The sequence below is a fragment of the Sphaerisporangium rhizosphaerae genome, assembly GCF_042665155.1.
Lineage (GTDB): Bacteria > Actinomycetota > Actinomycetes > Streptosporangiales > Streptosporangiaceae > Sphaerisporangium > Sphaerisporangium rhizosphaerae.
The window spans coordinates 45,100-71,336 of the sequence record NZ_JBHTCG010000009.1 but is presented as its reverse complement, the minus strand read 5'-3'; the positions used below and the strand labels follow the sequence as shown (position 1 = coordinate 71,336).

Sequence of the window (26,237 nt, the reverse complement as noted above, 5' to 3'; positions counted from 1 at the left end):
AACCGGTCATCGATTCCCTCCTCCCGAAAGGGGCTGATCCCAGCGGGTCAGCGGTGTGAATCCGTGCGTTTCCCTGCCCGTCAGGCCGGCGGGGGCGATCACGTCGTTGCAGGCGATCACCGCGGTGACGGAGGCGGCGAGGAGGACATCGGCGACGGCGACGCCACCCACGAATGTCGGCGACCCGGCACCGGCTTCGAAGATCGCCGTGGGTCGTTCCGGGCCGTGCGGCAGGCGGAGCGCGGCCACTCGTCCGTCATGTCTGGCCAGCTCGGCGTGTACGACGAGGTCGCTGTCCACGCGAAGGCCCGCGGCTTCCAGGGCCGAGCGGTAGCCGTCCAGCCTGGCCCGGCAGCACAGAATCCGGTCGTGGCCGGCGATCATGGCAATGCGACGGTGTCCCAGTGCGATCAGATGTCGGGGCGCCGATCCGCAGGTGGACTTTCGCGAGCCAGGCGGTTTCACGATCGCTCTCCCTCCATGTCGACCTTGACGGCGCCGATCAGTACTTCCTTGCTGAACCGGCATCGGACGACGACCAGATATGTGGGCAGGTATGTGGAGACGATCGGCGCGTACTGGGCCTCGTGCGCGCCATGGACTCTCCGTTGATGAGGAGCGGTCCGCCCGACCCGTCGAACCGTCTCAGGACGGAAACTTTCCGGCTGATCAGCTAGAAACATAACCTAGAGATGAGGCGCGTCTCGGTCCACCCGCTCTTGATGCCGTCACCCCACGCGGGCGTCCTCACCCTCTCACCGACTGGTCCGCTGCCCCTGTGACCATCGCCTTTGTCATCGACGCCGATCTGAAACGTCCGTAAGCACAGAAACTTTCTAGACGAATCTCCCTGAATCTTTCAGAGCGGATTCGGCGTACGGCGACGGCCACGCGTCCCAGCACATCCCAGGCCGCTCCGGCCGCTGATGGATCCTTGATGAGGAGGTGCATATGCCGTCGCGGGCGGACGGGTTTTCTTGCGCCGTGAACGGACCTCCGCGCGGTCCGGCCCGGGCGGAGTAAGTGATGAAGGGGGCCAGGTTGTCCTACGCCGAGTCAGGGGCGCCCGTCGCTGAACACACTGCCTGCCCCTAGCGTCTGGCTCACTCCGCTCCCGGTCGATCGGCCATGCCCGGCGGGAGCCTCGCCTCAGAGACGAATCGCATGCCATTTCCGAACCAACGCCGTCCACAGCGCGAACCGGAACCATCTCGTGGTCTCCCGCGGCGAGGCGCCCAGTTCATGAACCCGTCCGACGGCCCGCTCTGCATCGACGCCGGCTCCAACGGCACGGCGTACGCGCTGAAATGCAACTACGGCACTTACCGGACCTGGCGTCTGACCATGCGCCGGTGACCGCCTGGGGTCCGGCGCCTCCGGTGCCGGACCCCGGCATCCCGAGGGGGAGTTGGTGGCGCTCACCAAGGTCGAGCTGTTCGAGCGGATCCGCCGAGACTCGTGGCGTGAAGGTTCAGGCAAGAGCTGGATGACGGGGAGTTCACCGCCGTCGACTGTCAGGCTTACTCCGGTGACCCACTGAGCCCGGTCCGATGCGAGGTAGGCGACGGCCTCGGCGATGTCGCGCGGGTCTCCGGGACGACCCAGAGGAATGCCCGCTGTGGTGGCGGCGAGCGGGACGTCCATCGCGTCGGCGAACTTCTGGCGGAGCGCGTCGGCGCCCGGGGTGAGCACGTTGCCGGGGATGATCGTGGTGACGCGGATTCCGGCAGGCGCGAGCTCGGAAGCGAGCGCTTTGCTGTAGGTGTTGAGGGCGGCCTTGGCGGCGGCATAGTGAGCCAATGGCGGCGCCGGCGTGAGGGCCGCTCCCGATGAGATGTTGACGATCACGCTGCCCGGCCCGGCCTCGCGCAGCGCCGGCAGCAGCGCGTTGTTGACCCTCACGGCGGACAGGTAGTTGAGGTCGAGTGCGTCGGTCCATTCGTCATCGGGGATGGATGAGATGCCCCCGATGTGGGCGCGTGCCGCCGCCGCGTTGTTGACCACGATGTCGACGCCGCCGAGTTCGTCGAGCGCCGCCGCAGTGAATGCCTGCACGCCTGCGAGCGTGCCGATGTCGCCCCGGATGAAGGTGGCGGCCTTCGGCGTCTCGTCGGAGGCGTTACGCGCCGTGGTGACGACGGTCGCGCCGCCGTCGAGCAGCCGCTGCACGATGGCCGCGCCGATCCCGCGAGTGCCTCCCGTGACGATCGCGCGCTTTCCTGCGAACTCAGTGGTGTCGGGTGAAGTGCTAGTTCTGAACATACGGTCAGCCGCCCTGCTCGAAGGCCCGGAGGATCAGGCCCTCGACCGTCTCCGCGAATGGCTCACGGCGCCGGACGACCACACCGGTAGGCCTGGCTGTCTGCTGGCCAAGGCCACGGCCGAACTGGCGTCGGAGAACGACGCCATCGCGACCAGGTCACTCGCGGCGTACGAAATGCTGCTCGACAGCTGCCGCCGGCTTGTCGAGCAGGCGCAGCGCGCCGGGCACGTGGATCCGGCCGCCGACGCCGAGGTGCTCGGCGGACTGATCCTCACCACGCATCGCGGGCTCGAAGCACTCGCCAAGGCAGGGATCGACGCGAAGACCAGGAACCGAATCGCCGACGCCGCGATCGACAGCATCGCACTGCCGGCTTCTTGACCCTGGAGCCGGCAGTTCCCGTCTGCAGTGCCGCACCGGTCGAGTTCCATGGCGGTTCCCGGCTGATCGGCCGGTTCAGAACCTCGGTGACCTCCTACGATCGTACGACGAACACCGCCGGCGGCTCGCTGCGTCGCGGACCTGGCGGGAGCAGGTGCCGCCGGAGCCGGCCTGCCGGTCCGCGAAGCCGGTGCGGGAGCTCCGGGGTGAGCCCGACCGCGCGGTCGAGCCTCCGGTAAATGCGTTGCGGGGGCCGGAACGGGCGGGCATGCTGGGTTGATCGAGCGGCGGCGAACGCTGCCTGGACTAAGGAGGGCTGACGGATGGCCATCACTGTGCTGCGGCATGTCCGCATCAGTCCGACCTCTTTGTTCAGGAGCACACCCGTTGTCTTTCGAGTACGAACTCTCTGATTCCTCTTCCGACCTCCACTCCCGCCGGGCTGATCTCACCGGTGAGGAGTCTCGATCAGATCCGGCCGGCGCCTTCGTCGTGGAGTTTCATCCGGTCGACGAGGAGCTGGGCCGGGATCAGCGATGGTCCACCTGGCTGGAGGTCGAGCGCGGGTCTCGCGGCCCAGAACCACGCCCCTCGTGGGTTGTGACGGAACAGGCTGCGATCGACACCGAGCTCGGCGTCCTCAAAACCGGCAAGGAAGCCGACGTCTTCCTGCTCGAACGGGCCGTCGAAGCCATCGGCGACAACCCGGCGAAGTCCTCGCTGCTGGCCGCGAAACGGTATCGAACCGAGGAACACCGGTCCTTCCACCGCAGTACGTCGTACGTCGAAGGCCGTCGTACCCGCAACAGCCGCGACAGCCGGGCGATGGCGAAGAAGACCTCGCACGGTCGTGGCGTCGCGGCCGGTCAGTGGGCGTACGCCGAATGGGACGCCCTCAATCGGCTGTGGAAGGCAGGCGTTCCGGTGCCGTATCCGGTGCAGGTGGACGGCACCGAGCTGCTGATGGAGTTCATCGACGACGGCGAGGGCGGTGCCGCGCCCCGGCTCGCCCAGGTCCGGCCGTCGAAGGAGCTGCTCGGCGTGTACTTCGAGCAGCTCCGCAACGGCATGCGTGAACTGGCCCGCGCGGGGCTCGCGCACGGCGACCTGTCGCCGTACAACGTCCTCGCGCAGGCCGAGCGGATCGTGATGATCGATCTGCCCCAGGTCGTCGACATCGTGGGCAACCCGAAGGGCATGGACTTCCTGATGCGCGACTGCCACAACATGGCCACGTGGTTCACCAACCGCGGGCTCGAGATCGACGAACAGGAACTGTTCACCGACCTGCTCACCATGGTGTTCTGATCGCCTCTTGCAGAACGCGGTCGAAGCAGACCGTTCAGAACCCGGCCCCTCAGCAGCACAGAGCGCGGAATGTGCCAGGACCGCTCCACCGGTTGGTCGGGGGACGCCGAGCTCGCCGTGCCGATCCGCCGTCGGCGATCGCGTCGCCGGGTCCTTATGGGCGAACGCGGATGATCGGCTTCCCTTCGGCCCGCTCGGTCGGGTTGAGGGCGGCGACGGCGTCGTCGAGGGTCGCGATGTCGCCGATGTTCGCCCGCAGTCGTCCGTCCCGCACGCGCCGGGCGATCTCGCCCAGCTGAGCACGATCGGACACGACGACGAAGTCGATCGCCAGGCCGTCGGCGGGCCGCGCCTCCGGCGGCCCGGTGACGGTCACCAGCGTTCCTCCGGGGCGAACCAGGCCTGCGGACCGCGTCCCGATGTCGCCGCCGATGACGTCGAACACCAGGTCGACTCCGCCGACATCTTCCAGGGGGTCGTTCTCGAGGTCGAGGAACTCCTGCGCGCCGAAGTCGAGCGCCGTCTGCCGGCCGGCGGCGCGTCCGGTGCCGATGACATAGGCGCCGGCCTCGCGTGCGAGCTGCGTCGCCATCGAACCGACCGCGCCTGCCGCACCGTGCACGAGCACGCTCTGCCCCGCCTGGAGGCGGCCGTGCTCGAACAGCCCCTGCCACGCGGTCAGACCCGGCATCACGACGCTCGCGCCCACCGTGAAGTCGACGTCGGCCGGGAGCGGGGCGAGGTTACGCGCCTCGACGGCCGCGTACTCCGCCAGGGTGCCGTCGCGGTACCAGTCCGTGAGGCCGAACACCCGCCGGCCCACCGACAGCCCCGTCGTCCCATAACCGAGAGCGCTGACCACTCCGGCCACCTCGTGACCCGGGATCGACGGCGTCCGGTCACGGCCGAGGCGGTCGGTCCAGGTCGAGGGCCACTCCAACTCGGTCCAGGTGAACCCCGACGCATGAACCTCGACCAGCACGTCGTTGATCCCCGCCTTGGGCAGGGGTCGCTCCGCCAGCGCCATCCCAGCCGTTCCCGCGGCCTCGTCCGTCACCACGATCGCCTTCATCGGGCACCTCCCTGTATGCGGGCCCGGCTGCCGTGCCCTGGACATTTTATGGACTATATCGTCCATCATGGTACCAGCGTAGATGCACCCGGCCGGACGAGGGCGTACCGCCATGACCCTCTGATGTGCCGCTTCGCCTCATCATGGGAGGCTGCGGAGACCTGCCGCTCGATGTCACGCCAGATATTGTGGACGTTATAGTCCTGGATCGCGCTGGTGCAGGCATGGGTGGCGGCGGGACGCGTCCGTGCGGCTCAGCCCGCGTCGCGCAACGCCCGCCGGCCATGATCGAAGGCATCTGGCACACCTGGACCGCTGGCATGACCGGCGAACGACCACTGACACCAACATCGCGGAATCGACCGCCTACAGGAGAACCGTGGTCGAGCGGGACCATGTGGTCCATAGGGCGGCTGCGATCAGACGGGGTAGCCTGAGGACTGTGAGCAGGCCGGAGAACGCACAGCCGGGGCAGAGGATGACGCCACGTGGGACCGCCACCCGTGCGCGCATCGTGGCGGCCGCTGTCGAGCTGATGTACGTGAAGGGGGTGAACGCGACCACGCTGGACGACGTCCGGGCCGCGAGCAATACCAGCAAATCTCAGCTTTACAACCACTTCCCGGACAAGGAGGAACTGGTCCGCGCCGTCGTCGCGGCGCGCGCCGCGCAGGTCCTCGAGCGTGAACGCGGCAACCTTCAGCGCTTGAAGTCGTTCCGCGGCCTGGTCCGCTGGCGCGACGCGCTGGTGCAGCAGAACTCGTTGCGGAAGGGCGCCTACGGCTGTGCGCTCGGCTCGCTGGCCAGCGAGCTCGCCGACCAGGACGACCAGGCCCGCGCCACACTCGCCGAGTCGTTCGTGGAATGGGAAGGGTTGCTCGCCGCCGGCCTGGCGCGGATGCGGGACAACGGGGTGCTCAGGCCGGACGCCGACCCGGAGAAGCTTGCCACGGGTCTGATGGCGGCCTTGCAAGGCGGGTACCTGCTCGCGGAGACCGCTCATGACATCAAGCCCATGGAGTTCGCCCTCGATATGGCGCTCGACCACGTGAAGTCGTTCCTCACGGCGTGACGGCCGTTCGCGCGGACGTGGCCGAGGGCTGTGTCCAGGGTCACCTCCAACCGCCGCACGTCGCGGGTGGTGCGGGCGAGAAGCAGACCATCATGTAGCTTCATCGCCGTTGCCCAGATTTGCTTGGGTTCCAGCGCAGGTTGTCATGGTGCGACTCCCAGCGGCTCGGGGCCGAAGCCCGGCTCGGGCCGTCCGGCCGATCGGCCCATCGGTGAACGCGGCTCTTGATGCGCGTCAGGCGTCTGCCCGTGATGTGCCGGGGAAGGACCTCCGCTGATGAGCGGCAGCCACAGCACGAACCTGGCCCCACGTGGCGAGTCCTCGACTGTGAGCGTGCCGCGGTGGGTGTGAGCGATGTCGCGCGAGATGGCCAGGCCGAGCCCGCTCCCGCCCGGGTCGCGGCGGCGGCCGTCGTCGAGGCGGACGAATCGGTCGAAGACGCGTTCACGGTGGGCCGGCGGGATGCCGGGCCCGTCGTCGGCCACCGTGACCGCGACCCCGTCGTCGGCCGGTTCGACGGTGACCTCCACGGCTGACTCGGCGTGCCGCAGAGCGTTGGCCAGGAGGTTTTCCAGTACGCGGATCAGCTGCAGGCGCGAGCCGCGGATCTCCAGCCCGGCGGGCGCGTCGACGTTGATCGGCACGGACGAGGACCGCGCGCCGACCTCGGCGGCGACGAGCCGGCCGAGATCGATCTTCGCCGGCGGCGGCGAGTCGGCGGCCCGGAGACGGGCGAGCAGCAGCAGGTCGTTGACGATGGCCTCCAGTCGGCCGGCGGTGGTCAACGCGCTCCGGAGCGCGTCCTCGGTGTCGACGTCGTCCGGGTAGAGCAACGCCTCCTCCAACTGCGCGCGCAGCCCGGCGATGGGGCTGCGCAGCTCGTGGCTGGTCGTGGAGGCGAACCGGCGTATGCGTTCCACCGCGCCCTCAAGCTGACCGAGGGTCTGATTGGCGGTGGTGGCGAGCCGGCTGATCTCGTCGTCGCCCCCCGGTTCCGGGACGCGCAGGCTGAGGTCGCTCACCGTGATCTGCGAGATTCGGGCCCTGATCGCCTCGACGGGACGCAGCGAGCGCCCCACCAGCACCCATGCGGTCCAGGCCACGATCCCGGTGACCAGGACGACCCCCGCCGCGATGGCGTACTCGAGCTCATGGGTGGCCAGCAGGTCCGGCTCCGGAACGCCTGCGTAGAGGACGCCCGCGTCCGGCGCCGGAGTCAGGCGGATGGCCTGCATCAGGATGCACCGGCCGTCCGCCGGGCACTCGCGGTACGGCTGGAAGCGGGCGTCGGGCGGGGGGCGGAGTTTGCTCAGCGGTACGGTCGCGGAGGCCGTGCGGCTGGAGTTCACGACCCGGTGATGGACGTCCACCACCTGGATGAGGTCGATGGGCGGGTGGGCGGGTATTGGTTGTGGCACCATGCCGCCGCGAGCGATCGGGCTCCACAGGCTCGCCACCCGCTCGGCCTGGCTGAAGGCCTCGTACTGGATGCGGGAGTGGATCGCCAGGTTCAGCGTCGCGCCGAGGGCCACCAGGATGCCGGCCGCGAACAGCGCCGCGATGAGGGTGCACCGAGCCCGGACGGAGCGCGGGCGTCGAAGGAGCGGCATATCACCTCCAAGCGTCAGAGCCGTTGAGCCGATGCGCGACCGGCGCCCTGCGGCACAGGTCGACTATGGTATTTGGACTATATAGTCCGTTATCATGGTACAGGGCACCCTTGAGTGGTGCGCTCGGTCACGTGACGGGACTGTCCTGCGCGTCTGGCGGCTTCAGGTCGGCCGGCGGCCCGGGCGTCCCGGCGGGGGAGCTTCCAACCGGAGCGGACGGAGTGGCAGGTGTAGCCGTTGGGTAGCGCTCCAGGTAGTCCTGGTGCTCCGGCTCGGCCTCCCGGAACGGCCCGGTGGCGCTCACCTCGATGGCGACCTCGCCGGGCGCCGCCCGTCACGAAGCTTGGACGATCTAGTCCAGTCAACAGCAGAAGGCGGGACTCGAACCGGGGGCGCGAAGGTCTGTCGATCTGGAAGTGGTCCCAGATCGACAGGCCTTTCTTGCTGATCGGTACCGTGAGGCCGCTCCTGACGTCATGGCTGCCGGCCGGACGCGCTCGCTTCTGATGCGAGCACATCGCAGTCGGCCTGAGGCGATCGCACGACCGTACGGTCTCCCGCGCCGCGGCGGGTCAGGAGAGGGTCACTCGGTGGTCGCGCATCCAGGCGTCGAGTTCGACGAGTTGGACGAGGAGTTGTGCCGCGCTGGCGCCGCCGGGGAGTTGTGCGTTCAGTTGGCCGGTGTCGATCTGGCGCAGGAGGTCGTTGAGGCGGGGGGTGTCGAACATTCCGTGCAGGGGGGAGTCGCCGGCGTTCGTTATGCGCATCACCTCGTGTACCAGGGCCTTTTCGTGGGACGGGTTCTGGACGTGGGGGTAGGCGCTCTTCTGGCGGTTCAGTGTGGTGGGGGGGAGGATGTCGGCCATTGCCTGTTTGAGAAGGCTTTTCAGGCCGTTGGCGCATTTCATGGACCAAGGGACGTTCCATACGTACTGGACCAGGCGGTGGTCGCAGAACGGCAGGCGTACGTGGAGGCCCTGTGCGGCGCTCATGCGTTCCTTGCGGTCCAGGACCACGGCCAATGGGCCGGCCATTCCCAGGTACAGAACTTCGCGCATGCGTGCGTCCAAGCCCTGCTCGCCTGGCAGGCTCGGCACTTCGCCGAGGAGTTGTGCGTACCGGGCCTTTTCGTCGCCGTCCTGGGTGAGGTCCGGGGTCAGGTAGTCGGCGAGTCTGGGGCCGTCGCCGAGCCAGGGGAAGGTGTCGCGGCGGATCAGGGCGGGTTTGAAGAGGTAGGGGTATCCGCCGAAGAACTCGTCGGCGGCCTCACCGGACATGGCCACGGTGGTGTCCTGGCGCATGCGCCGGAACAGCAGGTACATCGACGCGTCGAACTGGCCCCAGCCGGGGAGGTCACGTGCGCGGCGGGTCGCCGGGATCACGTCGAGCAGGTCCTGCATCGTCGCGGTGAGAGTGGTGTGCCTGCTTCCCATGTGTTCCGCTGCGGCGGCGGCGTACGGACTGTCCACGTCGGGTCGTAGTTCGGTCGGCGCGAAGTGGGCCTTGTCGCTGTCGAACTCGACGCAGTACGTGTCGAGGGGGTACGGCAGGGAGCGGGCCGCCAGTGCGGCGACCGAGGTCGAGTCGACGCCGCCGGACAGCATCGCGGCGCAGGGGCCGGAGGCGGGGAGCTGGGTCGCCACGGCTTCGTGGAGAAGTTCCCTCACGTGTTCGGCGGTCTCGGCGGGGGTGTGGGGGTGTGGTTCGCTCGTCAGGCGCCAGTAGGCGCGCGAGACCGGGCCGTGGTCGGGGGTGTAGGTGACGACGTGCGCGGGTTTCACCTCGTGGACGCCGGCGAGCGGAGTCTCACCAGCGAGTGTGAGGCGCGGCTGGAGCACGATCGTCATCAGGGAGCGGTCGAGGCGCGGGCTGAACAGGGGGTTCGCCATGATCCCCTTGGGGAGGGAGGCGAACAGGATCCCGCCGGGGTAGGGGTGGTAGTACAGCGGCTTCAGGCCCATGTGGTCCCGTGCCAGCAGCAGTCGCCGGTCGCGTGCGTCCCAGACGGCGATCGCGAACGCGCCGACGAGGCGGGTGACGAAGTCCGCGCCGTGCGTCAGGTAGGCCCGCAGCAGCACGTCGGTGTCGGTGGCGGCGGGGGGCAGGTTCAGGGACCGGCGGACGGCGGCCAGGTTGTAGATCGCGCCGTCGTACACGAGCGCGACGGGCCCCTCGTCCGAGGAGTGGCCGTTGTGCGCGGGGAACAGCGCCGGCTGAGGGCCTTCGGTGGTGCCGGGGGTGGTGAGTTCGCGGTGGCCGAGCGCCGCGTGCCGGGTGATGTGGATCGCGCCCGCGTCGGGGCCGCGGTCGCGCATCGTGTCCGTCATGGCGCGCACGATGTCCGCCTGCTCCGTCAGGTCGCGTTCGACGTCGATCCATCCGATGAGACCGCCGCTCATCTGGTCAGCTCCCCTGTTGGTCGTTGGTGGTCAAGGCTTCATGAGAATCCGGCGTACGCGGGTCGGTCCGGAGACCGCCGCTCATCCGGTCGGCCTACCTGTGGGCGTGAGTGGTCCGAGCCTGGTGAGCACCCGGCGTAGGCGGGTCAGTGCCTCGCGGGTGCGGTCCTGCGGGTGGACGAGCGCGATGCGCAGGTGGCCCGCGCCGGGGTTGAAGCCGCGCTCGGTGTCCGTGCCGAGGTAGCGGCCCGGCATCACCGTCATGGCCTCTTCGCGCCACAGCCGGCGCGCGGCCTCCTCGTCGTCGGGTACGGGGAACCAGAGGAAGAATCCCGCCTCGGCCCGCTGGTAACCGGGCAGATCGCCGAGCAGTTCGTCCGTGGTGTCCCAGTTGGCGCTCACCGCGGACCGCAGGTGCGCGACGTGCGCGTCGTCGGCCCACAGGCGTGCCGCCACCGCGCACACCGGCGCCGCCTGGGAGACACCGCAGGTGCGGTTGTGGTTCGCGTACGCCGCCACGCTCGCCGGGTCACCGATCACGAAACCGGACCGAAGGCCCGGCATCCCGGACCGTTTGGACAAGGTGTGCAGGACCAGGAAGCGTCCCGTTTCACCGGCCGTGCCGGACGTCAGGAACCCGTCGTGCGCGGACGCGGCGTGGACCAGGTCGATGTAGCACTCGTCGACGACGAGCAGCGCGCCGGCCGCGCGCGCCGCCGCGCTGATGGCGCGCACCGTGGCAGGGGTGTGCGTCTCACCGCGGGGGTTTCCCGGTGAGCAGACGACGACCGCGGCGACACCCCGGTGAGCGGCTACGGCGGCGGGGACCTCCGGCGCGTGGCCGTAGAGGATCGCACGGCCTCCCGCGGCCTCCACCGCCGCGTGGTAGGTGGGGTAGAAGGGGTTCGGCAGGACGACCGCCGGAGCGCGCGGGTGGACGGCGAGGGTGATGGCGGCCGTGACGGCTTGCTTCGTGCCGGGCGTCGGCTCGATGGCGAGCGATCCTTGGTCCACGGCGGCGCGCAGGTGGGGGCCGAAGCGGCGTTCCAGCCAGCCTGTGTAGGCGGCGCGGAGTTCAGGGGTGCCGCCGAGCGGCGGGTAGCGCGTCCAGCCGTCCACCTCACCGAGGAGACGGCCGTCCACCGGCGGCGTGACGAGGCGGGCCTCGCCGAGATGGAGGGGGATCGTGGTGACGCCGGGGGGAGCGGGGATTCCCGCCAGGAGCGCGCGCAGCCGGTCGAACGCGCTCGGTGCAGACGTCGGTCGCGTCGATGGCATCGAGGGTCAGTCGCGGACGAGGTCGTTAAGGGCCGTCTTGCCGCGGGTGCGCTCGTCGGCGTACTTGACGATGATCGCCGCGGAGATCGAGATGTCGGGATTGTTCGCGTCGACACGGGAGCCCGGGACGACGACGGCGTTCTCGGGGACCTCGCCGTAGGTGACCTTTCCCGTGGCGCGGTCGACGATGGGGGTGGACCTGCCGAGGAACACCCCCATGCCGAGCACGGCGCCACGCCTCACGACCACTCCTTCGGCGACCTCCGAGCGCGCGCCGACGAAGACGTCGTCCTCGACGATCACCGGCTGCTCACCGAGCGGTTCAAGGACGCCGCCGATGCCGGCCCCGCCGGAGATGTGGCAGCGCGCACCGATCTGCGCGCAGGAGCCGACGGTGGCCCAGGTGTCGATCATCGTGCCGGGGCCGATGTGGGCGCCGACGTTGACGAAGCACGGCATCAGCACGGCCCCGGGCGCCACGTACGCGCCGTGGCGGACGACGCCGCCGGGGACCACACGCAGGCGCGCCTCGCGGAAGGCGGCGTCGTCCCAGTCCTCGAACTTGAGCGCGATCTTGTCGAAGCTCTTCGGTCGTCGCGGGCCGCCGGCGCCGACCTCGTTCCGGCGGGTCAGGAACGACAGCAGGATGACCTTCTTCACGAAGGTGTCGACCACCCACTCCGGCCCCTCCGGCCGCGCCGCGCGCAGCTCTCCGCGGTCGAGGGCCTCAAGGCCGGCGGTGACGTGGGGTGCCAGGGCCGCGAGGTCGTCCTCGGACAACGACTCCCGGCGCTCGAAGGCGGTCTCGACCATGCTTCTATCCACGATCAAACTCCCAGCGGACGGTCGCCATGTAGTCCTCGTAGGTCTCGGCACGCCGGATCTCCACCACGTCGCCGGCGTCGGTGAGCATCAGCTCGGCGGGTCGCAGGCGGCCGTTGTAGGTGAAGCCCATGGCGTGGCCGTGGGCTCCGGTGTCGTGGATGAGCGCGATGTCGCCGTCGCGTGGCTCCGGCAGCTCGCGGTCGACGGCGAACTTGTCCATGTTCTCGCAGAGCGCGCCGACGACGTCGAACCTGCCGACGGGCCGTCCCTCGGCGTAGGGGAGGGAGAGGTGGTGGTAGGCGCCGTACATGGCGGGCCGCATCAGCGACGACATCGACGCGTCCACGCCGGCGATCTGGTGGCCTTTGCGGCAGCGGTTGATGACGCGTGTGACCAGGACGCCGTGCGGGCCGGTCACGTACCTGCCGATCTCGGTGATGACGCGCGGCCCGTCGACGCCGAAGAACTTCTCCCGCGCCGCGATGATCTCCTCCGCGTAGGCGGTGATGTCGATGGGCCTGTCGTCCGGGCGGTAAGGGATGCCGAGACCGCCGCCGACGTTCACGTACTCCAGCTCGATCCCGGCCTCCTCGGCGACACGCGCGCCGAGCCGGATGACGTCGGCGGCGGCCTGCGCGGCGCGGCCGGTGTCGAGCTCGTTGGCGCACGTCATGCCGTGGATGCCGAACCGCCGCGCGCCTCGGGCCGCCGCGTCCGCGTACGCGGCGGCGAGCTCGCCGGCGGGGACGCCGAACTTGCTGTGCGCCGCGTCACCCATGAGCGTGGATCCGGCGGCGAGACCGGTGGGGGAGACGCGGAAGGCGACGACCTCGGGAAGCTCGTCGACTTTCTCCGCGAACGACCTGTCGTCGAACGTTATCAGCGCGCCGGCCTCGCGTGCCGTCCTGTATTCGGACAGTGCGGTGTTGTTGGAGGTGAAAACGACGTCGCCGCCCCGCGCGCCGACCGCCTCCGCGAGACGCAATTCCACCGGAGAAGAACAGTCGAAACCGCTTCCCGCGGCGCGCAGCAACGCGAGGACGGCCGGGTTGGGCAAGGCCTTCACCGCGAAATACTGCCGGTAGGGGATTTCGCCGAACGCGCGGGCCAGCGCCGTGTGTGCGGACACGATTCCGCGGGCGTCGTAAATGTGGAACGGGGTGCTGTGGTTCGCGACGATCTCGGGAAGCCGCGGCAGCAGTCGCTCCGCGAATTCAGCCGACATTGACAAGGCAGGATCCGATCATCCTGGTACGAACGCGACGCATATCGTGCGGTTGCGCATGCCGCTCACCGGCCGCTGGTAAGGAAAGTAGTAGCTTTCCTCCGGCTCGAACCCGAAAGACGCCAGGCTTTTGTGCAGATAGTCCCTCGCGATGAACCAGAACCCGTCCACGTGCTCGTGCGGCGCGAAGTCGGCCTTGCCGTCGCGTGGAGCGTCGTTGGACAGGATCAGGTAGGTCCCCGGCCGCAGGGCCAGGTCGCGGAGTTTGCCGAGCGCGGGGGCCAGTTCCTCGGTGGCGTCGAAGAGGTGGCCGAGCAGGCCGTCGGCGTAGACGGCCGACACGTCCGCGGCGTCCTGCGGGCGCAACTCGAAGAAGTCGACGGTGCGCGCGTCGACCCCCTTCTTCCTGGTCAGCTCGACGGCTTCGGCGTTGCAGTCGATGGCGCGCACGTCGCGGCCGTGCGTGACCAGGTCGGCTTCGACGAAGCCGTTGCCGCAGCCGAGCGACAGCACCGTCGCCTCGGGCGCGGTCAGCATGCGGATCTTGAGAGTGATGTGCGATCGGTACTCGGGGACGTAGGTCGACGGGGTGACGGAGTCGTTGAAGGCGTCGCCGTTCTCCCAGATGTCGTAGATGCTCTGAGGAGCGGAGCCGACGGAGCGTGGCAGGCAATAATAGTCGTGAATGCGAGCGAGCTCCGGTTCGGATCGTGGCACCCTGTCCCTCCCTGGTCTAACCGGTGTCTAAACCATGCCAGTGGGATGGATTCTCGCCTTTGAGTTTTCCAGCCATCGAACACGCGGCAGGAGCGTAACACGCGGCCGGCGGCCGGCAAAGGGTTGTATCAATTGCTGGACCGACCAAGATCCCATTATGTGCCGCCCGTATGGGAGTGAGCGCTTTGTAACATGTTAAACGCCTAGTCAGTGCCGGTGAGCGGGTTTCGGCGCGGCACTTATCGCGGCCGGCTGCGGGACCGATATCGGGGGGGTGAAAGTTTCTCGCTATCTTGCGTGCCGCTGTGACGGTGTCGTATGCTCCGGCCGTCGCCGCTACGGGTTCTATGCGAGGTTCAGCCATGCCCGAGTTGATTCCCATTACGGAAACCATTGGCACTGAAGTCCGCGGAATCGATGTCACAGGTCGTATTTCAGATCACGACTTCGAGCGCATCTATCGGGCGTGGATCGACACCACCATTTTGCTGATCAGGGGCCAGAAGATGACCCCGGCACAGCAGGTGGAGTTCACCCGCAGATTCGGTGAGGTGCTCGCCTACACACGGTCCCGGTTCAACGCCGACGACCACCCCGAGATACTCGTCCTGTCGAATCTGACCCGCGACGGCAAGCCGATCGGCTCGGCGTACAGCGGCCGCGTGTGGCACAGCGACGGCGCGTACCTGACCGACCCGCCGACGGGATCGATGCTGTACGCGCGCGAGATCCCGCCGGTCGGCGGGGACACGTGGTACGGCAACATGTACGCCGCCTACGACGCGCTCCCGGTCGAGATCAAGGACCGGATCGCCGACCTCAAGGTCGTGATCAGCCGCGTTCAGTCCCGGCCCTACAACTACCCCGACCGGCCGCCTCCCACCGCCGAGGAACGCGAGGAGTGGGTGGACGTCGCGCACCCCATTGTCAAGGTGCACGACGTGAGCGGACGCAAGGCACTGTACGTCGGCGGCAACGTGCCGTGGCGCATCGAGGGGATGGACGAGGAAGAGAGCCGGCCGCTCATCACGTTCCTTCAGGAGTTCGCCACGATGCCGCGTTTCACCTACCGGCACCGATGGCAGGTCGGCGACATCATCCTGTGGGACAACCGCAGCGCCATGCACATGGCCACCTACTACGACGACGTCAACCACCGGCGCCTGATGCACCGGACCACTCTCGCGGCGGCCCGTTAGATGCGGGCCGACTACATCATCGTGGGGGCCGGCGCGGCGGGGTGCGTGCTGGCGTCGCGGTTGTCGGAGGACCCCGGCACACGGGTGCTTCTGCTGGAGTCGGGGTCGCGGCGGCGCAGCCCGCTGCTGTCGATCCCGGCCGCCGAGACCATCCTCATGGGAAACCCCAGGTACGACTGGTGCTTCGAGACCGACGCCGATCCGACGATCGGCGGCCGGAGCGTGAGCATTCCACGCGGACGCCTGCTCGGCGGGTCCAACCAGATCAACGGCATGATCTTCGTCCGCGGTCAGCGCGAGGACTACGACGAGTGGGAACGCCTCGGCAACCCCGGCTGGTCGTGGGCCGGCGTCCTGCCGTACTTCAAGAGCCTGGAGCGTACGGGGATCGGCGGGCCGAGCCGGGGCGGCGAAGGGCTGATCAGCGTCGGACTGCCGCGTGAGCGGGACGAACTGTGCGACGCGTTCCTGCTGGCCGCGCAGAAGGCCGGGTACCCGGAGAACCCCGACTACAACTCCGGCGACCAGGAAGGATTCGGCTACTACCAGGTCAACCACGACGGCGGCCGCCGCTCGTCGGTCGCCGGGACGTATCTCCGCCGTGCGCTGCGCCGGCCCAACCTGACCGTGCTCACCGACGCGCACGTCACCCGCCTCAGGTTCGACGGCAAACGCTGCGTCGGCGTCACCTACCGCCACCAGGGCCGCAGCCGGCAGGCCGACTGCGGCCGCGAGGTGATCGTCAGCGCCGGGACCGTCCAGTCGCCGCAACTCCTCGAACTGTCGGGGGTCGGCTCCGCCGACGTGCTCGCCGCGGCCGGGGTGCCGGTCGTGCACCACCTGCCAGGGGTGGGCGAGCACTTCCGCGACCACTACGCGACCCGGCTGCGCTGGCGGGTCACCCGTCCCATCACCTTCAACGAGCGCTCGCGCGGCCTGCGCCTGGCCCGCGAGGTCGCGACGTACCTGACGCGCCGCCGCGGCCTGCTCAGCCTTCCCATCGCGCTCGGCCACGGCTTCGTCCGCTCGTCCGACGCCGAGCCGCGGCCCGACATCCAGTTCCACTTCGCTCCGGCCAGCTACGGCGCGGGAGCGACCCGGCGGCTCGACACCGCTCCCGGTATGACCGTCGGCGTCTATCCGCTGCGGCCGGAGTCCGCCGGGTCCATCCACATCAGGTCCGCCGACGCGACGGCCCCTCCGGCGATCCGGCCGCGTTTCCTCGCCGACGAGGCCGACCGCGCGCGGCTGGTCGCCGGGATGCGCATCGCGCGCCGCGTCGTCGAGGATCCGGCGCTCGACGCGTTCCGCGCGTTCGAGCTGATTCCGGGAAAGGACGTCCAGACCGACGACGACCTGGTCGCCTACGCGCGGGAGAACGGCGACACCTCCTACCACCCGGTGGGGACGTGCCGGATGGGCCCCGACCCGATGTCCGTCGTCGACCACCGGCTGCGCGTCCACGGCCTGTCCGGGCTGCGCGTGATCGACGCGTCGGTGATGCCGGCCATGGTCTCCGGCAACACGAACGCCGCGAGCATGATGATCGGCGAGAAAGGCGCGGCCCTGGTCACCGCCGACTCGAGGGAGAACGCATGAGGTTCGACTACGTACGCAACAAGGCCGCCGCCGGGACGTACCGCCACTGGCGCGGCGCCTTCTGGCCGCCGTCCGGGGCCTACCAGCTGGCGTGCCTCGACCTCGCGGCCGAGACCCCGGACCTCGGGGGAGGTCTCCTCGCCGGGCTGGCCGCGCTGAAGACGGTCATCGACGCCGAATGGCAGCACCTCAAGGAGACGGCGGGGGAGGACACGCGGCGTTTCCACGCTCCGGCGCTGGTCGCCTCCGCGATGCGTGACATCGCCAAGCACCTGCCGGACGACGCCGGCCGGCGCGCGCTCGCGCTGCGCGCCGACGCCGTCGAGCACGGCTACACGACCGAGGCGTTGTGCGAGCTCGCGGAGCTGCGTGAGGACGTGACGCTCGTCGCCAACCACCTCGGCACCTGGTCGGGGAAGGACCCCGGCGGGTTGCCGACGGCGTTCGCCTGCCGGGGCGACGAGACGGGACAGCGGTTCGTGGACGCCGCGCTCGCCGAGCGCGACAAGGTCGAGCCGTACCTGCGCACGCTCATGGTCGACCTCCGGCTCGGCGACCTGCCGGCGTTCGGCGCGACCCGGTTGTTCTTCATGGCCGGTGAGGGGAACCTGCACCCCAAGCACATCGCGTACTTCCTGCCGGAGGACGAAGGCGTCGGCCGGTCGCCGTACATGAAGACCTACTACTTCCGCAACACCCACCGCGCCATCCTCGACACGGTGTCCGGGCCGCTCTCCGCGCGGTACGTGCGCGGGGGGAACGGGTTCGACCCGGCGGACGAGCGGTTCGCCGGCATTCCGACGCTCGGTGTGCTCGGCCACGAGTTCGGCCACTTCGTGCACCGGCCCGCGACCGACTTCGGCCCGCTGCGGACCGCCGACAAATGGGCCGTCGGGGTGCTCCAGGAGACGGCCGCCGACGTGTTCGGCGTCCTGGTCCTCGCCGAGGTGTGGGCCGAGGCGCTCGGGCTGGACAAGGCCGACGTCATCGCGTACTACCTGGCCGAATGCCTGCGCTACGTGGACCGCGGCCTCGGCACGTTCCCCGACGGCGACGGCATGTTCCTCCAGTTGTCCTACCTGGCACAGGTCGGCGCGCTCGCGCTCGACGGCCCTGTTCTCGTCGTCGAGCCGGACGTGGTGGTCGCCGGGCTCCGGTCGCTGGCCCGCTGCCTGGCCGAGGTCCTGCTGCTCCCCGGCCCCGGCCCCGCGCTCACCTTCCACGCCACGTACGGCCCGGCGGAGCTCGGCCTGCTGAAGCCGCTGGTCGAGGAGTTACGCCTCGGGCCCATGCGGTCCGTGGAGTACGTCCAGGAACACATCCATGTTCGTTGACTCCTTGGTGGACAAGCTCGCCGAGCATCCCGCGCAGCGGATGCGGTTCGTGGCGCGCGACGGGACCACGCTGGTCAAGACCTACGGCGAGACCCACGACGACGCCGTCCGGCTCATGTCCGAGCTGCGCGACAGCGGCCTTCGCCCGGGTGACCTCGTCGGCGTGCTCGGCCCTAACTCCTACGAATGGATTCTCGCCGACCTCGCGCTGCTCGCGCTCGGCTGCGTCCCCGTCGCCATCCCCGCGGAGAACCGTCACGAACCGGCGGAGATCGGCGCGTTCGTCGAGCGCTACCGTCTGGCCGCGCTGCTGGTGACCCGGCCGCTCTCCGGCGAGGCCGGCCTGCCGGCGGCCACCGCGGTCCTGTCCGAACGGCCGGTCAAGCTCGGCCCGGCGCGGCACGACGACGTCCCGGCGCTGCCGCCCGGAGTGCGCACGATCGCGTTCTCCTCGGGGACCGCCGGGACCCAGAAGGGCCTGATGCTCACCGACGACGGCATCGCCAACACCGTTGAGCTGTCGGCACGCGCGTGGCGGGTCACGACGGACGACGACATCCTGATCGTGATGCCGTACTCGAACTTCCAGCAGCGCTACCTCACCTACCTCGCGATCTGGACGGGCTGCGCGGCCACCGTCGTCCCGCCGGAGATCATGTTCCAGGCGCTCAAGGTCGTGGAACCCACGATCATCCTCGGCCCGCCGTCCTTCTTCGAAGTGCTCCACAACCGGGTCATGGCCGCCGACCCGGCCGAGCGCATGGACAAGGGCCGCGGATGGCTGTCGATGTACGGGTCGCGGGTGCGGCTCATGTACACCGGGTCCGCGCCGGTGCCGCCGGCCATGGTCAGGCTGTTCCACGAGCTCGGCGCGCCGCTGTACGAGATCTACGGCAGCACCGAGATCGGCTGGATCGCCATGAACGTGCCGGGCGCGGCCAGGGCCGGCACGGCGGGACGGCCCGTGGACGGCGTCACCGTCGAACTCGGCGACGACGGCGAGGTCGTCGTGCGCGCCGAACGGCCGCAGGTCGCCGGGTACGTGTACGAAGGCGTCGAGACGCAGGACGCCGTCTTCCTCCCCGACGGCAGGATCGTCACCGGCGACCTCGGGGTCCTTGAGGACGGCTTCCTGCGGCTCACCGGCCGCGAGAACAACGTGATCATCACCCGGAGCGGTGTGAAGATCAACCCGGCCGAGCTCGAGGCCGGCATCGAACGCGCCTTTCCCGGTGTCCGCGCCATGGTGGCCCTGCCGGACGGCGCCGCGCTGCTCGCCTGCGTCGTCTGGCTGGACGACCCGGGCAAGGCGGCCGAGGTCGAGGCGCACATCACGCGGATGAACGCGGACCACGAGCCGTCGCACCGCATCGCGACGACTCTCGTCCGCCCGGCGGAGGAGCTCACCGTGGAGAGCGGTCTGCTGACCAGGAACTTCAAGATCGACCGTGGCGCGGTCAGGCGCACCGTCTGGACGAGTGAGAACGGGTGACCGAGGACGAGCTCTGCCAGATCATCGCCGGCGTCCTGCCAGGCAAGGACGTCGCGCCGCACATGAGCCTCAGGAACGACCTCGGCGTCGACTCGATCGGGCTCATGAGCATCGTGTTCGTTCTTGAGGAGCAGACCGGCATCGACACCATGCGGCACATCGTGGAGTTCATCGAGGCCGAATACGTGCACGACATCGTCGGCATCTGCCTGAAGGCGGGCTCATGAAGATCATCGACTTCCACTGCCACGTCGCGGCCGAGATGTGCTTCCCGCCGTCGTTCCGCGACGGGGTCATCGACAACATGGCCGTGGCCATGCACGCGCGCGGCCTGCCGGCGCGTAAGGAACACCTGCGCCGCATGCACGACGCGACCCTCCAGGATCCGCTGTGCGACCAGCTCGTCAAGGAGATGGACGGGGCGGGGATCGACGAGGCCGTGCTGCTGATGCCGGACTTCACCTACGCGCTGAAGGACGGCACGCACACCATCGAGGAGATCGTCGACCACCACAAGGTGGTGACCGACCGGCACCCCGGCCGCTTCCGCGTCCTGGTCGGCGTCGACCCGCGGTGGGGAGCCGACGGGATCGCGCTGTTCGAACGGGCCATCGTCGAGTACGGCTTCGACGGGATGAAGCTCTACCCGCCGTGCGGCTACCGCCTCGACGACAAGGCGCTCTACCCGTTCTACGAGATCTGCGCGCAGCACCGGCTGCCGGTGCTGTCGCACATCGGCGCGACCTCCCCCGCCCTCGACTTCGAGATCGCGCTGCCGATCTACGTGGACCGGCCCGCGCGGGACTTCCCCGGCGTGGACTTCGTGCTCGCGCACGGCAGCGTCCACTACCCCGACGAGTGCGCGATGCTCTGCAACAACCGGCCCAACGTCTACATCGACGCCAGCGGTTACGAGGCCCCCGACGGGGTGGCCGGGCTCAACCGGTTCTTCCGCCGCAACATCAACCACAAGGTGCTGTTCGGGACCGACTGGCCGATCTTCCGGTTGCAGGGCAAGCAGGCCGGCTTCGTGGAACGACTCACAGCCGAAGGAGCCTTCCCGGCTGAGATGACCCAGGCCGACCGCGACCTGTTCATGTGGAAAAACGCACAACGGCTCCTCGACAAGAAGGGTACGGGCAGATGACATCGCTGACCGACGGTCTCACCGCCGAGCAGGTCCAGTTCTTCAAGGACAACGGCTACGTTGGCCCCTTCGATCTGTACGAGCCCGGCGAGGCTCAGAAGATCTGGAGCAAGGCCATGATCGAGATGGCGCTGTCGAAGAACAAGCCGCACAACTCGACGATCATCAACTATGACCGGCACCTGGACTGCGACACGCTCTCCGAGCACATCTCGCGGCCCGAGATCGTGAACAAGCTGCGCTCACTCCTCGGCGAGGACATCATCTGCTGGAAGTCCAACATCTTCCAGAAGCAGCCGGGTGACGCCGGCACCGGCTGGCACCAGGTCGAGAAGTACATCGTCGGCGAGACCACGACCGCCGCCACGCCTTCACTGAACTTCGCCTACAGCCGCGACGACGACACGGTCCTCCAGGACGTCAGCGTCTGGACCGCCTTCTCCCCGGCCGGACGCGAGAACGGCTGCCTGCGCTTCATCCGCGGCAGCCAGAAGCGCTGGTTCTACGACGAGAACAAGCGGCTCCACAAGAGCCCGGAGCGCAAGACCGACTTCTTCGGCTACGACTACTCCGAGCTCCAGATCGACCCGAGCTGGGACCCGGAGAAGGACGAGGTCGTCGAGATGGAGATGGAACCCGGCCAGTTCGTCCTGTTCGTCGAGAAATGCGTCCACGGGTCCCTGCCGAACATCAGCGACCAGACCCGCCTCGGCTACGCCTCCAGGTACGTGATCCCGCAGACCAAGGTGTACGAGCACGTGGACAAGCTGGTCGAGTTCGGCGACGAGATCAGCCTCGACTACCACGGCTGCGTCCTGGTCTCCGGCGAGGACAGGTACGGCTACAACCGGATCTACACCGAGAACCTCAACGGCTACGAGTTCAGGCGGGTGGCCAATGCCTGAGATCGACGACCGGCTGAGGAACTTCGTCGACTTCCTCGGCACGCAGCCGATGGCGCCGGACCTCACCTACGAGGAGGTCGCGCAGAGCACCTCACGCGCCGAACTCGGCATCAGCTCGCTCAACATCCTCATCCTCGTCAACAACTACATCGAGGAGAAGGCCGACGGGAAGATCGCGCTGCGTCCCGAGTGGGTGCCGATGCTCGACGAGGTCGAAGGCATCCTGTCGGTGATCGAGGAGATCGACGCCGGCGCGCCGGTCGAGGTCTGAGTGGCGGCCATCGGGTCCTTCGCCTGCGTCACCGGTCACGCCGAAGGCCGTCCTGAGGGCATCCCCGGGTTCGAGGACCTGTGGCGCGCGGTGTCGCCGGACACCGCGTTCGCCGCGATGGGGACGGGCACGTACCGGAAGATGACCGGGCCGGTCACCCCGTACATCGTGGACTGTGTGGCCAAGGTGCTGAGCGAGCACGGCGTCCGCGCGGCCGAGGTGGACCGGCTCGTGCTCGCGACCTCCGACGGCGTGCTCGGCCTGCTCGGCAGGGACGTCGCCGTCGACGTCATGCGCGCCGCCGGGCTCACCGCGTGCGTTCCCGCGATCGTGTCGCTCCAGCAGTGCTGCAGCTCCATCGAGGCTCTGCGGTACGCCTGGGGCCTGGCCGGCGCGGACGCGCGCAACGTCGTACTGGTGGCGCTGGACTTCACACCGGACGACCGCGACCGGGTGAAGTCCTTCGCGGTCTTCGGTGACGCCGTGGCCGGCTGCCTCATCAGCCGTGACCACGCCGGCCTCACGCTCGCGGGGACCGGTGTCGCCGCCGACTTCTTGGGCATGGTCGGCCAGGACACGTTCGCGACCCGGCAGTCGGTGGCGCGGGCCGCGCTCGGCCAGGCGTTCGGCCAGGCCGGACGCGCGCCGGACGACGTCGCGAAGATCTTCACTTCGAGCCTGTTCGCACCCATCGCGACCTTCAACGCGATGGCCGCCGGACAGGCCCGCGGGAAGCTCTACTTCCAGGAGCCGATGACCCGGTACGGTCATTGCGGCAACGCCGACTGGCTGATCAATCTGATGGATTACCACCACAAGACCGGCCTGGAGCCAGGAGCTCTCTACCTCGCGCAGGCCTCCGCGCCGGGCTTCTTCGCGTGCGCACTACTGGAGGCAAGTACATGAAGATCGTGCTCGACGATCTCCGCGGCCCGGAGATCGCCGCGTTCCTGGAGGACCACCTGCGGGAGATGCACGCCATCACCCCCTCCGAGAGCGTGTACGCACTCGACCTCGACAGGCTCCGGGTCCCGGAGGTCACGTTCTGGTCGGTGTACGACGGCGACCGGCTCGTCGGCTGCGGCGCGATCAAGCGCATCGACGGCACGCACGCCGAGATCAAGTCCATGCGCACCGCCCCCGAGCGCCGGCGCGACGGCGTCGCGAGCCTGCTCCTCACCCACATGCTGGCGGAGGCCAAGGCGATGGGCATCGAACGGCTCAGCCTGGAGACCGGCGCGACCGAGCACTTCGAGCAGGCCAGGAAGCTGTACGAGAAGTTCGGCTTCGAAGCCTGCGGCCCGTTCGAAGGCTACGGCCCCGACCCGCACAGCTACTTCATGACCCGGACGATCTGACGACATGAAGGATCTCGTCCACGACTACGACCAGCAGTTGTACGACCGGTCGTTCCTCAACTGCTACCAGCGGCAGGCCATGGTCATGCTCGCCGAGCGTGTCCCCGACCTGCCGCTGACCTTCTACAACTGCCTGGTCGCCGGAGACGACATCGCCGACCAGGTCATCCGCCTCGGCCGGCCGAAGTACGACTTCCAGAGCGACCTCCTCGACCCCGCCGCGCTCGCACGCGTCGGGATCACCCGCGAGTACGTGCCGTTCGACACCTACGCGCAGGCACGCGAGCTGATCTTCGACACCGTCGAGCGCACCGGTTACGTGATCCTGTTCATCGACGTCTACTACCTCCCGCACACCCCCGAGTACCGCACCGAGCACGTCGTCCACACCATCACCCTCACCTCCCGCGCCGACGGCCTCTGGTCGATCCTCGACGACAACCAGGCCAGTGTGCTGTGCCGGTACGCCTATCCCGAGGACGTCGTCGCCGCGGCGTACGACAACGGCAAACTGCGGCACGTCAGCTGGTTCCCCGCCGGCCCGTACGACGCCGCCGCCGCGGCGGCCGGGTCGTCGGCGGCGTTCACCGAGGTCCTGCGGACCTACGACGACACCTACGCGCTGCTCGACGGGGTCGCGGACCTGCTGGCGACACCGTGGCTCACCCCGGCGCGCACCATCGCCCTGCTGTACGACGCCTTCTCGGTGTACGAGGGGTCACGGGCCTGCCTGCGGGAGTTCGCGAAGCGGCAACCGGCGTACGCGGACGCCGATCCGGCGCTCGCCGACCTCGTCGGCCGGTGCAGGGACATCAGGAACCAGCTGATGATCGGCAAGGCGATCGGCCGGGTGGACGCCTCCCGCGTGGCCGCCGCGTGCGCGGAGCTCCGCGCGGCCGAGGAGGACATGCTGAAGCGGCTGCGGGGACTGGGGGGACTCTGATGCCGATCGATCCACGCCTGATCGTGACCGGCTACGGCCCGGACGACAAAGCGGTCGTCGTCCGCGACACGCTCGTCCCGCCGGTCACGGCACGCGCGCTCCTCGGCCAGGAGATGTACCTGATGTGGGGCAGCCCCGACGGCGGCGCGACCGTCGGCCCGAAGGCCACCGGCCCGATCTCGCTGCCGTTCTTCGCCGGGATCGGCGGCACGCGGCTCCTGCTCGTGCGCTTCCCGCCCGCGTCCGCGCTCACCGGACCACCGTCCCCCGATGACCAGGCCGAGATCGACGCGGAGGTCCGGGAACGCCTCCCCGGCCTGATCGACGCCTTCGAACCCGGCGACGGCTCGGGGATGCACACCACCGACACCCTCGACTACGGCATCTGCCTCGAAGGCGAGCTGTGGCTCGAACTCGACTCCGGTGAGGAGGTGCGGCTCACCCCCGGCGCCTGCGTCGTCCAGCAGGGGACCCCGCACGCCTGGCACAACCGCTCCGAGACCCCGGCACTGATGGCGTTCGTCGGCATCGGCGCGAAGCGGCCGGCATGACGAGGCTGGTCGTCGTCGGGACAGGGCCCCGCCTGTACCGCGAGTTCATGCTGCGCGGCATCGGTGAGCGCCACGACGTCCACATCGTCATCGGCAGAGCGGCCGAATGGGAGACGCCGTACGTCACCGGCGTCAGCGTCGTCCCCGGCATGACGCCGGACGGCATCGCGGCCGCCGTCGAAGAGGTCGTCGCGCAAGGCGGCGTCGACGGCATCATGACGTGGGCCGAGGACCACGTCGTCGACACCGCCCTCGCCGCGGCCGCCGCGGGCCTGCCAGGCCCCGGTCCCGGCGCCGCGCGCGCCTGCCGCGACAAACACCTCACCCGCTCGGCCCTCGCCGCACGCGGCGTCCCCCAGCCCCGATCCGTCCTGGTGGCCGACCTCGCCGAGGCGTGCGCCGTGGCCGGCGAGTTCGGCTACCCCGTCGTCATCAAGCCGAGAGGCGGCGTCGCGAGCCAGGCCGTCGCGCTCATCCACGACGCCGGGGAGCTGGCCGGCCACTTCCCCTCCGCGCACCGCCTCCCGGCCGCCGACCTGCGATCCTCAGGCCGCTCCGTCCTGATCGAGGAGTACCTCACCGGCCAGGAGATCGCCGTCGACTCGGTCGTGCGGAACGGCCGGGTCATGCCGATCCTCGTCTCGCACAAGGAGATGGGCTACGCGCCGTACTTCGAGGAGACCGGCCACTGGACGCACGCCGCCGACCCGCTGCTGGCCGACCCCGCGATCACCACGTTCCTCACCCAGGTCCACACCGCCATCGGCTACTCGACCGGCGCCACGCACACCGAACTCAAACTCACCGACAAGGGCCCGAAACTCATCGAGATCAACGGTCGGCTGGGCGGCGACCTCATCTCCTACCTGTGCGGCAACGCCTCCGGTGTGGCCCCCGGCCTGGCCCTGGCCGACGTGTCCTGCGGCGCCGTCCCCGACCTGACACCGGTGCGCACGTCATGCGCCGGAATCAGGTTCGCCTACCCCCCATGGCCCGAGACCCGCGTAGCGGAGATCGCCTTCGACGAGTCGGCCCTTCCTGCGGAGACGGACCTCGCCGTTCCCCTCGTCAGCCCAGGCGACGTCGTCCAACTGCCGAACAAGGACCAGATGGAAGCCCGCGTGGCCTTCGCCACCGCCACCGCGTCCACCCGCGAGGAGGTCTCCGCCGCACTGGACCGGTCCCTGGCGGCACTGCGCTGCACGTGGAGCCCCGCATGACCATGCCGCGCACGTGGAGCCCCGCATGATCGACCCGCGTACGCGGAGTCCCCCTTGATCAACCCACG

Annotated in this window: 25 protein-coding genes; 16 read left to right on the top strand and 9 right to left on the bottom strand. The window is 69.2% G+C overall.

From position 1 onward, the window contains the following. Positions 1-6: 6 nt before the first annotated feature. A complete protein-coding gene (locus tag ACFQSB_RS15770; protein WP_380827224.1) occupies positions 7-465 on the bottom strand; it encodes a substrate-binding domain-containing protein in 459 nt (152 codons plus the stop codon). A 684-nt stretch (positions 466-1,149) separates the two neighbouring features. Next, complete coding sequence (locus tag ACFQSB_RS15765; RefSeq protein WP_380827223.1) at positions 1,150-2,262, bottom strand: oxidoreductase; 1,113 nt, start codon at positions 2,260-2,262, stop codon at positions 1,150-1,152. Between ACFQSB_RS15765 and ACFQSB_RS15760 the strand changes: the two genes are divergently transcribed. Continuing rightward, positions 2,246-2,644 carry a TetR family transcriptional regulator C-terminal domain-containing protein gene (locus tag ACFQSB_RS15760; RefSeq protein WP_380827221.1) on the top strand — a complete coding sequence of 133 codons (399 nt, stop codon included), beginning with the start codon at positions 2,246-2,248 and terminating at the stop codon, positions 2,642-2,644. The two genes, ACFQSB_RS15765 and ACFQSB_RS15760, sit on opposite strands and share 17 nt — an antisense overlap. A gap of 387 nt (positions 2,645-3,031) precedes the next feature. Further along, on the top strand, positions 3,032-3,952 hold the full coding sequence (locus ACFQSB_RS15755; protein WP_380827220.1) for a serine protein kinase RIO: 921 nt from the start codon (positions 3,032-3,034) through the stop codon (positions 3,950-3,952). Between the two features lie 154 nt (positions 3,953-4,106). Here ACFQSB_RS15755 and ACFQSB_RS15750 read toward each other — a convergent pair whose 3' ends face one another. Beyond that, the gene (locus ACFQSB_RS15750) at positions 4,107-5,024 is read right to left on the bottom strand and encodes an NADP-dependent oxidoreductase (protein WP_380827219.1); all 918 of its coding nucleotides are present in this window, start codon (positions 5,022-5,024) and stop codon (positions 4,107-4,109) included. A 442-nt stretch (positions 5,025-5,466) separates the two neighbouring features. Between ACFQSB_RS15750 and ACFQSB_RS15745 the strand changes: the two genes are divergently transcribed. Beyond that, the gene (locus ACFQSB_RS15745; protein WP_380827218.1) at positions 5,467-6,096 is read left to right on the top strand and encodes a TetR/AcrR family transcriptional regulator; all 630 of its coding nucleotides are present in this window, start codon (positions 5,467-5,469) and stop codon (positions 6,094-6,096) included. 143 nt (positions 6,097-6,239) lie between these two features. On the opposite strand, the gene ACFQSB_RS15740 is transcribed toward ACFQSB_RS15745, so the two are convergent. From ACFQSB_RS15740 to ACFQSB_RS15715, 6 genes are all read right to left on the bottom strand, one after another. Then, on the bottom strand, positions 6,240-7,706 hold the full coding sequence (locus ACFQSB_RS15740; RefSeq protein WP_380827217.1) for a sensor histidine kinase: 1,467 nt from the start codon (positions 7,704-7,706) through the stop codon (positions 6,240-6,242). 572 nt (positions 7,707-8,278) lie between these two features. Continuing rightward, the gene (gene asnB / locus ACFQSB_RS15735; RefSeq protein ID WP_380827215.1) at positions 8,279-10,105 is read right to left on the bottom strand and encodes an asparagine synthase (glutamine-hydrolyzing); all 1,827 of its coding nucleotides are present in this window, start codon (positions 10,103-10,105) and stop codon (positions 8,279-8,281) included. 81 nt (positions 10,106-10,186) lie between these two features. Beyond that, positions 10,187-11,383 carry an aminotransferase class I/II-fold pyridoxal phosphate-dependent enzyme gene (locus ACFQSB_RS15730; RefSeq protein WP_380827213.1) on the bottom strand — a complete coding sequence of 399 codons (1,197 nt, stop codon included), beginning with the start codon at positions 11,381-11,383 and terminating at the stop codon, positions 10,187-10,189. A 6-nt stretch (positions 11,384-11,389) separates the two neighbouring features. Beyond that, positions 11,390-12,208, bottom strand: coding sequence for a 2,3,4,5-tetrahydropyridine-2,6-dicarboxylate N-succinyltransferase (locus ACFQSB_RS15725; RefSeq protein WP_380827212.1), 819 nt, complete (start codon positions 12,206-12,208; stop codon positions 11,390-11,392). Then, positions 12,201-13,433, bottom strand: a complete 1,233-nt coding sequence (locus ACFQSB_RS15720; RefSeq protein ID WP_380827210.1) for a diaminopimelate decarboxylase — start codon at positions 13,431-13,433, stop codon at positions 12,201-12,203. Before ACFQSB_RS15720 ends, ACFQSB_RS15725 begins: the two co-directional genes overlap by 8 nt. Positions 13,434-13,451: 18 nt before the next feature. Next, on the bottom strand, positions 13,452-14,150 hold the full coding sequence (locus tag ACFQSB_RS15715) for a class I SAM-dependent methyltransferase (protein WP_380827208.1): 699 nt from the start codon (positions 14,148-14,150) through the stop codon (positions 13,452-13,454). Positions 14,151-14,497: 347 nt separating this feature from the next. Between ACFQSB_RS15715 and ACFQSB_RS15710 the strand changes: the two genes are divergently transcribed. From ACFQSB_RS15710 to ACFQSB_RS15650, 13 genes are read left to right on the top strand one after another with little or no spacing between them, the layout of a single operon-like run. Then, positions 14,498-15,349: a TauD/TfdA dioxygenase family protein gene (locus tag ACFQSB_RS15710; protein ID WP_380827434.1), complete on the top strand. Its 852-nt coding sequence runs from the start codon at positions 14,498-14,500 to the stop codon at positions 15,347-15,349. Beyond that, positions 15,350-16,948 (top strand): GMC family oxidoreductase, encoded by a 1,599-nt coding sequence (locus ACFQSB_RS15705; protein WP_380827207.1) that lies wholly within the window; start codon positions 15,350-15,352, stop codon positions 16,946-16,948. It abuts the gene before it with no gap. Then, positions 16,945-18,282, top strand: a complete 1,338-nt coding sequence (locus ACFQSB_RS15700) for a hypothetical protein (RefSeq protein WP_380827205.1) — start codon at positions 16,945-16,947, stop codon at positions 18,280-18,282. Before ACFQSB_RS15705 ends, ACFQSB_RS15700 begins: the two co-directional genes overlap by 4 nt. Continuing rightward, the gene (locus tag ACFQSB_RS15695) at positions 18,272-19,774 is read left to right on the top strand and encodes an AMP-binding protein (RefSeq protein ID WP_380827203.1); all 1,503 of its coding nucleotides are present in this window, start codon (positions 18,272-18,274) and stop codon (positions 19,772-19,774) included. Before ACFQSB_RS15700 ends, ACFQSB_RS15695 begins: the two co-directional genes overlap by 11 nt. Then, a complete protein-coding gene (locus ACFQSB_RS15690) occupies positions 19,771-20,001 on the top strand; it encodes an acyl carrier protein (protein ID WP_354919253.1) in 231 nt (76 codons plus the stop codon). Before ACFQSB_RS15695 ends, ACFQSB_RS15690 begins: the two co-directional genes overlap by 4 nt. Further along, positions 19,998-20,921, top strand: coding sequence for an amidohydrolase family protein (locus tag ACFQSB_RS15685; RefSeq protein WP_354919256.1), 924 nt, complete (start codon positions 19,998-20,000; stop codon positions 20,919-20,921). The genes ACFQSB_RS15690 and ACFQSB_RS15685 overlap by 4 nt, the downstream gene beginning before the upstream one ends. Further along, complete coding sequence (locus ACFQSB_RS15680) at positions 20,918-21,826, top strand: chlorinating enzyme (RefSeq protein WP_380827201.1); 909 nt, start codon at positions 20,918-20,920, stop codon at positions 21,824-21,826. Before ACFQSB_RS15685 ends, ACFQSB_RS15680 begins: the two co-directional genes overlap by 4 nt. Further along, positions 21,819-22,097 (top strand): hypothetical protein, encoded by a 279-nt coding sequence (locus tag ACFQSB_RS15675; RefSeq protein WP_380827199.1) that lies wholly within the window; start codon positions 21,819-21,821, stop codon positions 22,095-22,097. Before ACFQSB_RS15680 ends, ACFQSB_RS15675 begins: the two co-directional genes overlap by 8 nt. Next, entirely contained in the window at positions 22,098-23,003 is a 906-nt protein-coding gene (locus tag ACFQSB_RS15670; protein ID WP_380827197.1) for a beta-ketoacyl-[acyl-carrier-protein] synthase family protein, read from the top strand. Then, complete coding sequence (locus ACFQSB_RS15665) at positions 22,976-23,455, top strand: GNAT family N-acetyltransferase (RefSeq protein ID WP_380827195.1); 480 nt, start codon at positions 22,976-22,978, stop codon at positions 23,453-23,455. Before ACFQSB_RS15670 ends, ACFQSB_RS15665 begins: the two co-directional genes overlap by 28 nt. A gap of 4 nt (positions 23,456-23,459) precedes the next feature. Beyond that, on the top strand, positions 23,460-24,398 hold the full coding sequence (locus ACFQSB_RS15660; RefSeq protein ID WP_380827193.1) for a hypothetical protein: 939 nt from the start codon (positions 23,460-23,462) through the stop codon (positions 24,396-24,398). Next, positions 24,398-24,949: a cupin domain-containing protein gene (locus ACFQSB_RS15655; RefSeq protein WP_380827192.1), complete on the top strand. Its 552-nt coding sequence runs from the start codon at positions 24,398-24,400 to the stop codon at positions 24,947-24,949. Before ACFQSB_RS15660 ends, ACFQSB_RS15655 begins: the two co-directional genes overlap by 1 nt. Beyond that, positions 24,946-26,169: an ATP-grasp domain-containing protein gene (locus ACFQSB_RS15650; RefSeq protein WP_380827190.1), complete on the top strand. Its 1,224-nt coding sequence runs from the start codon at positions 24,946-24,948 to the stop codon at positions 26,167-26,169. Before ACFQSB_RS15655 ends, ACFQSB_RS15650 begins: the two co-directional genes overlap by 4 nt. Positions 26,170-26,237: the final 68 nt, after the last annotated feature.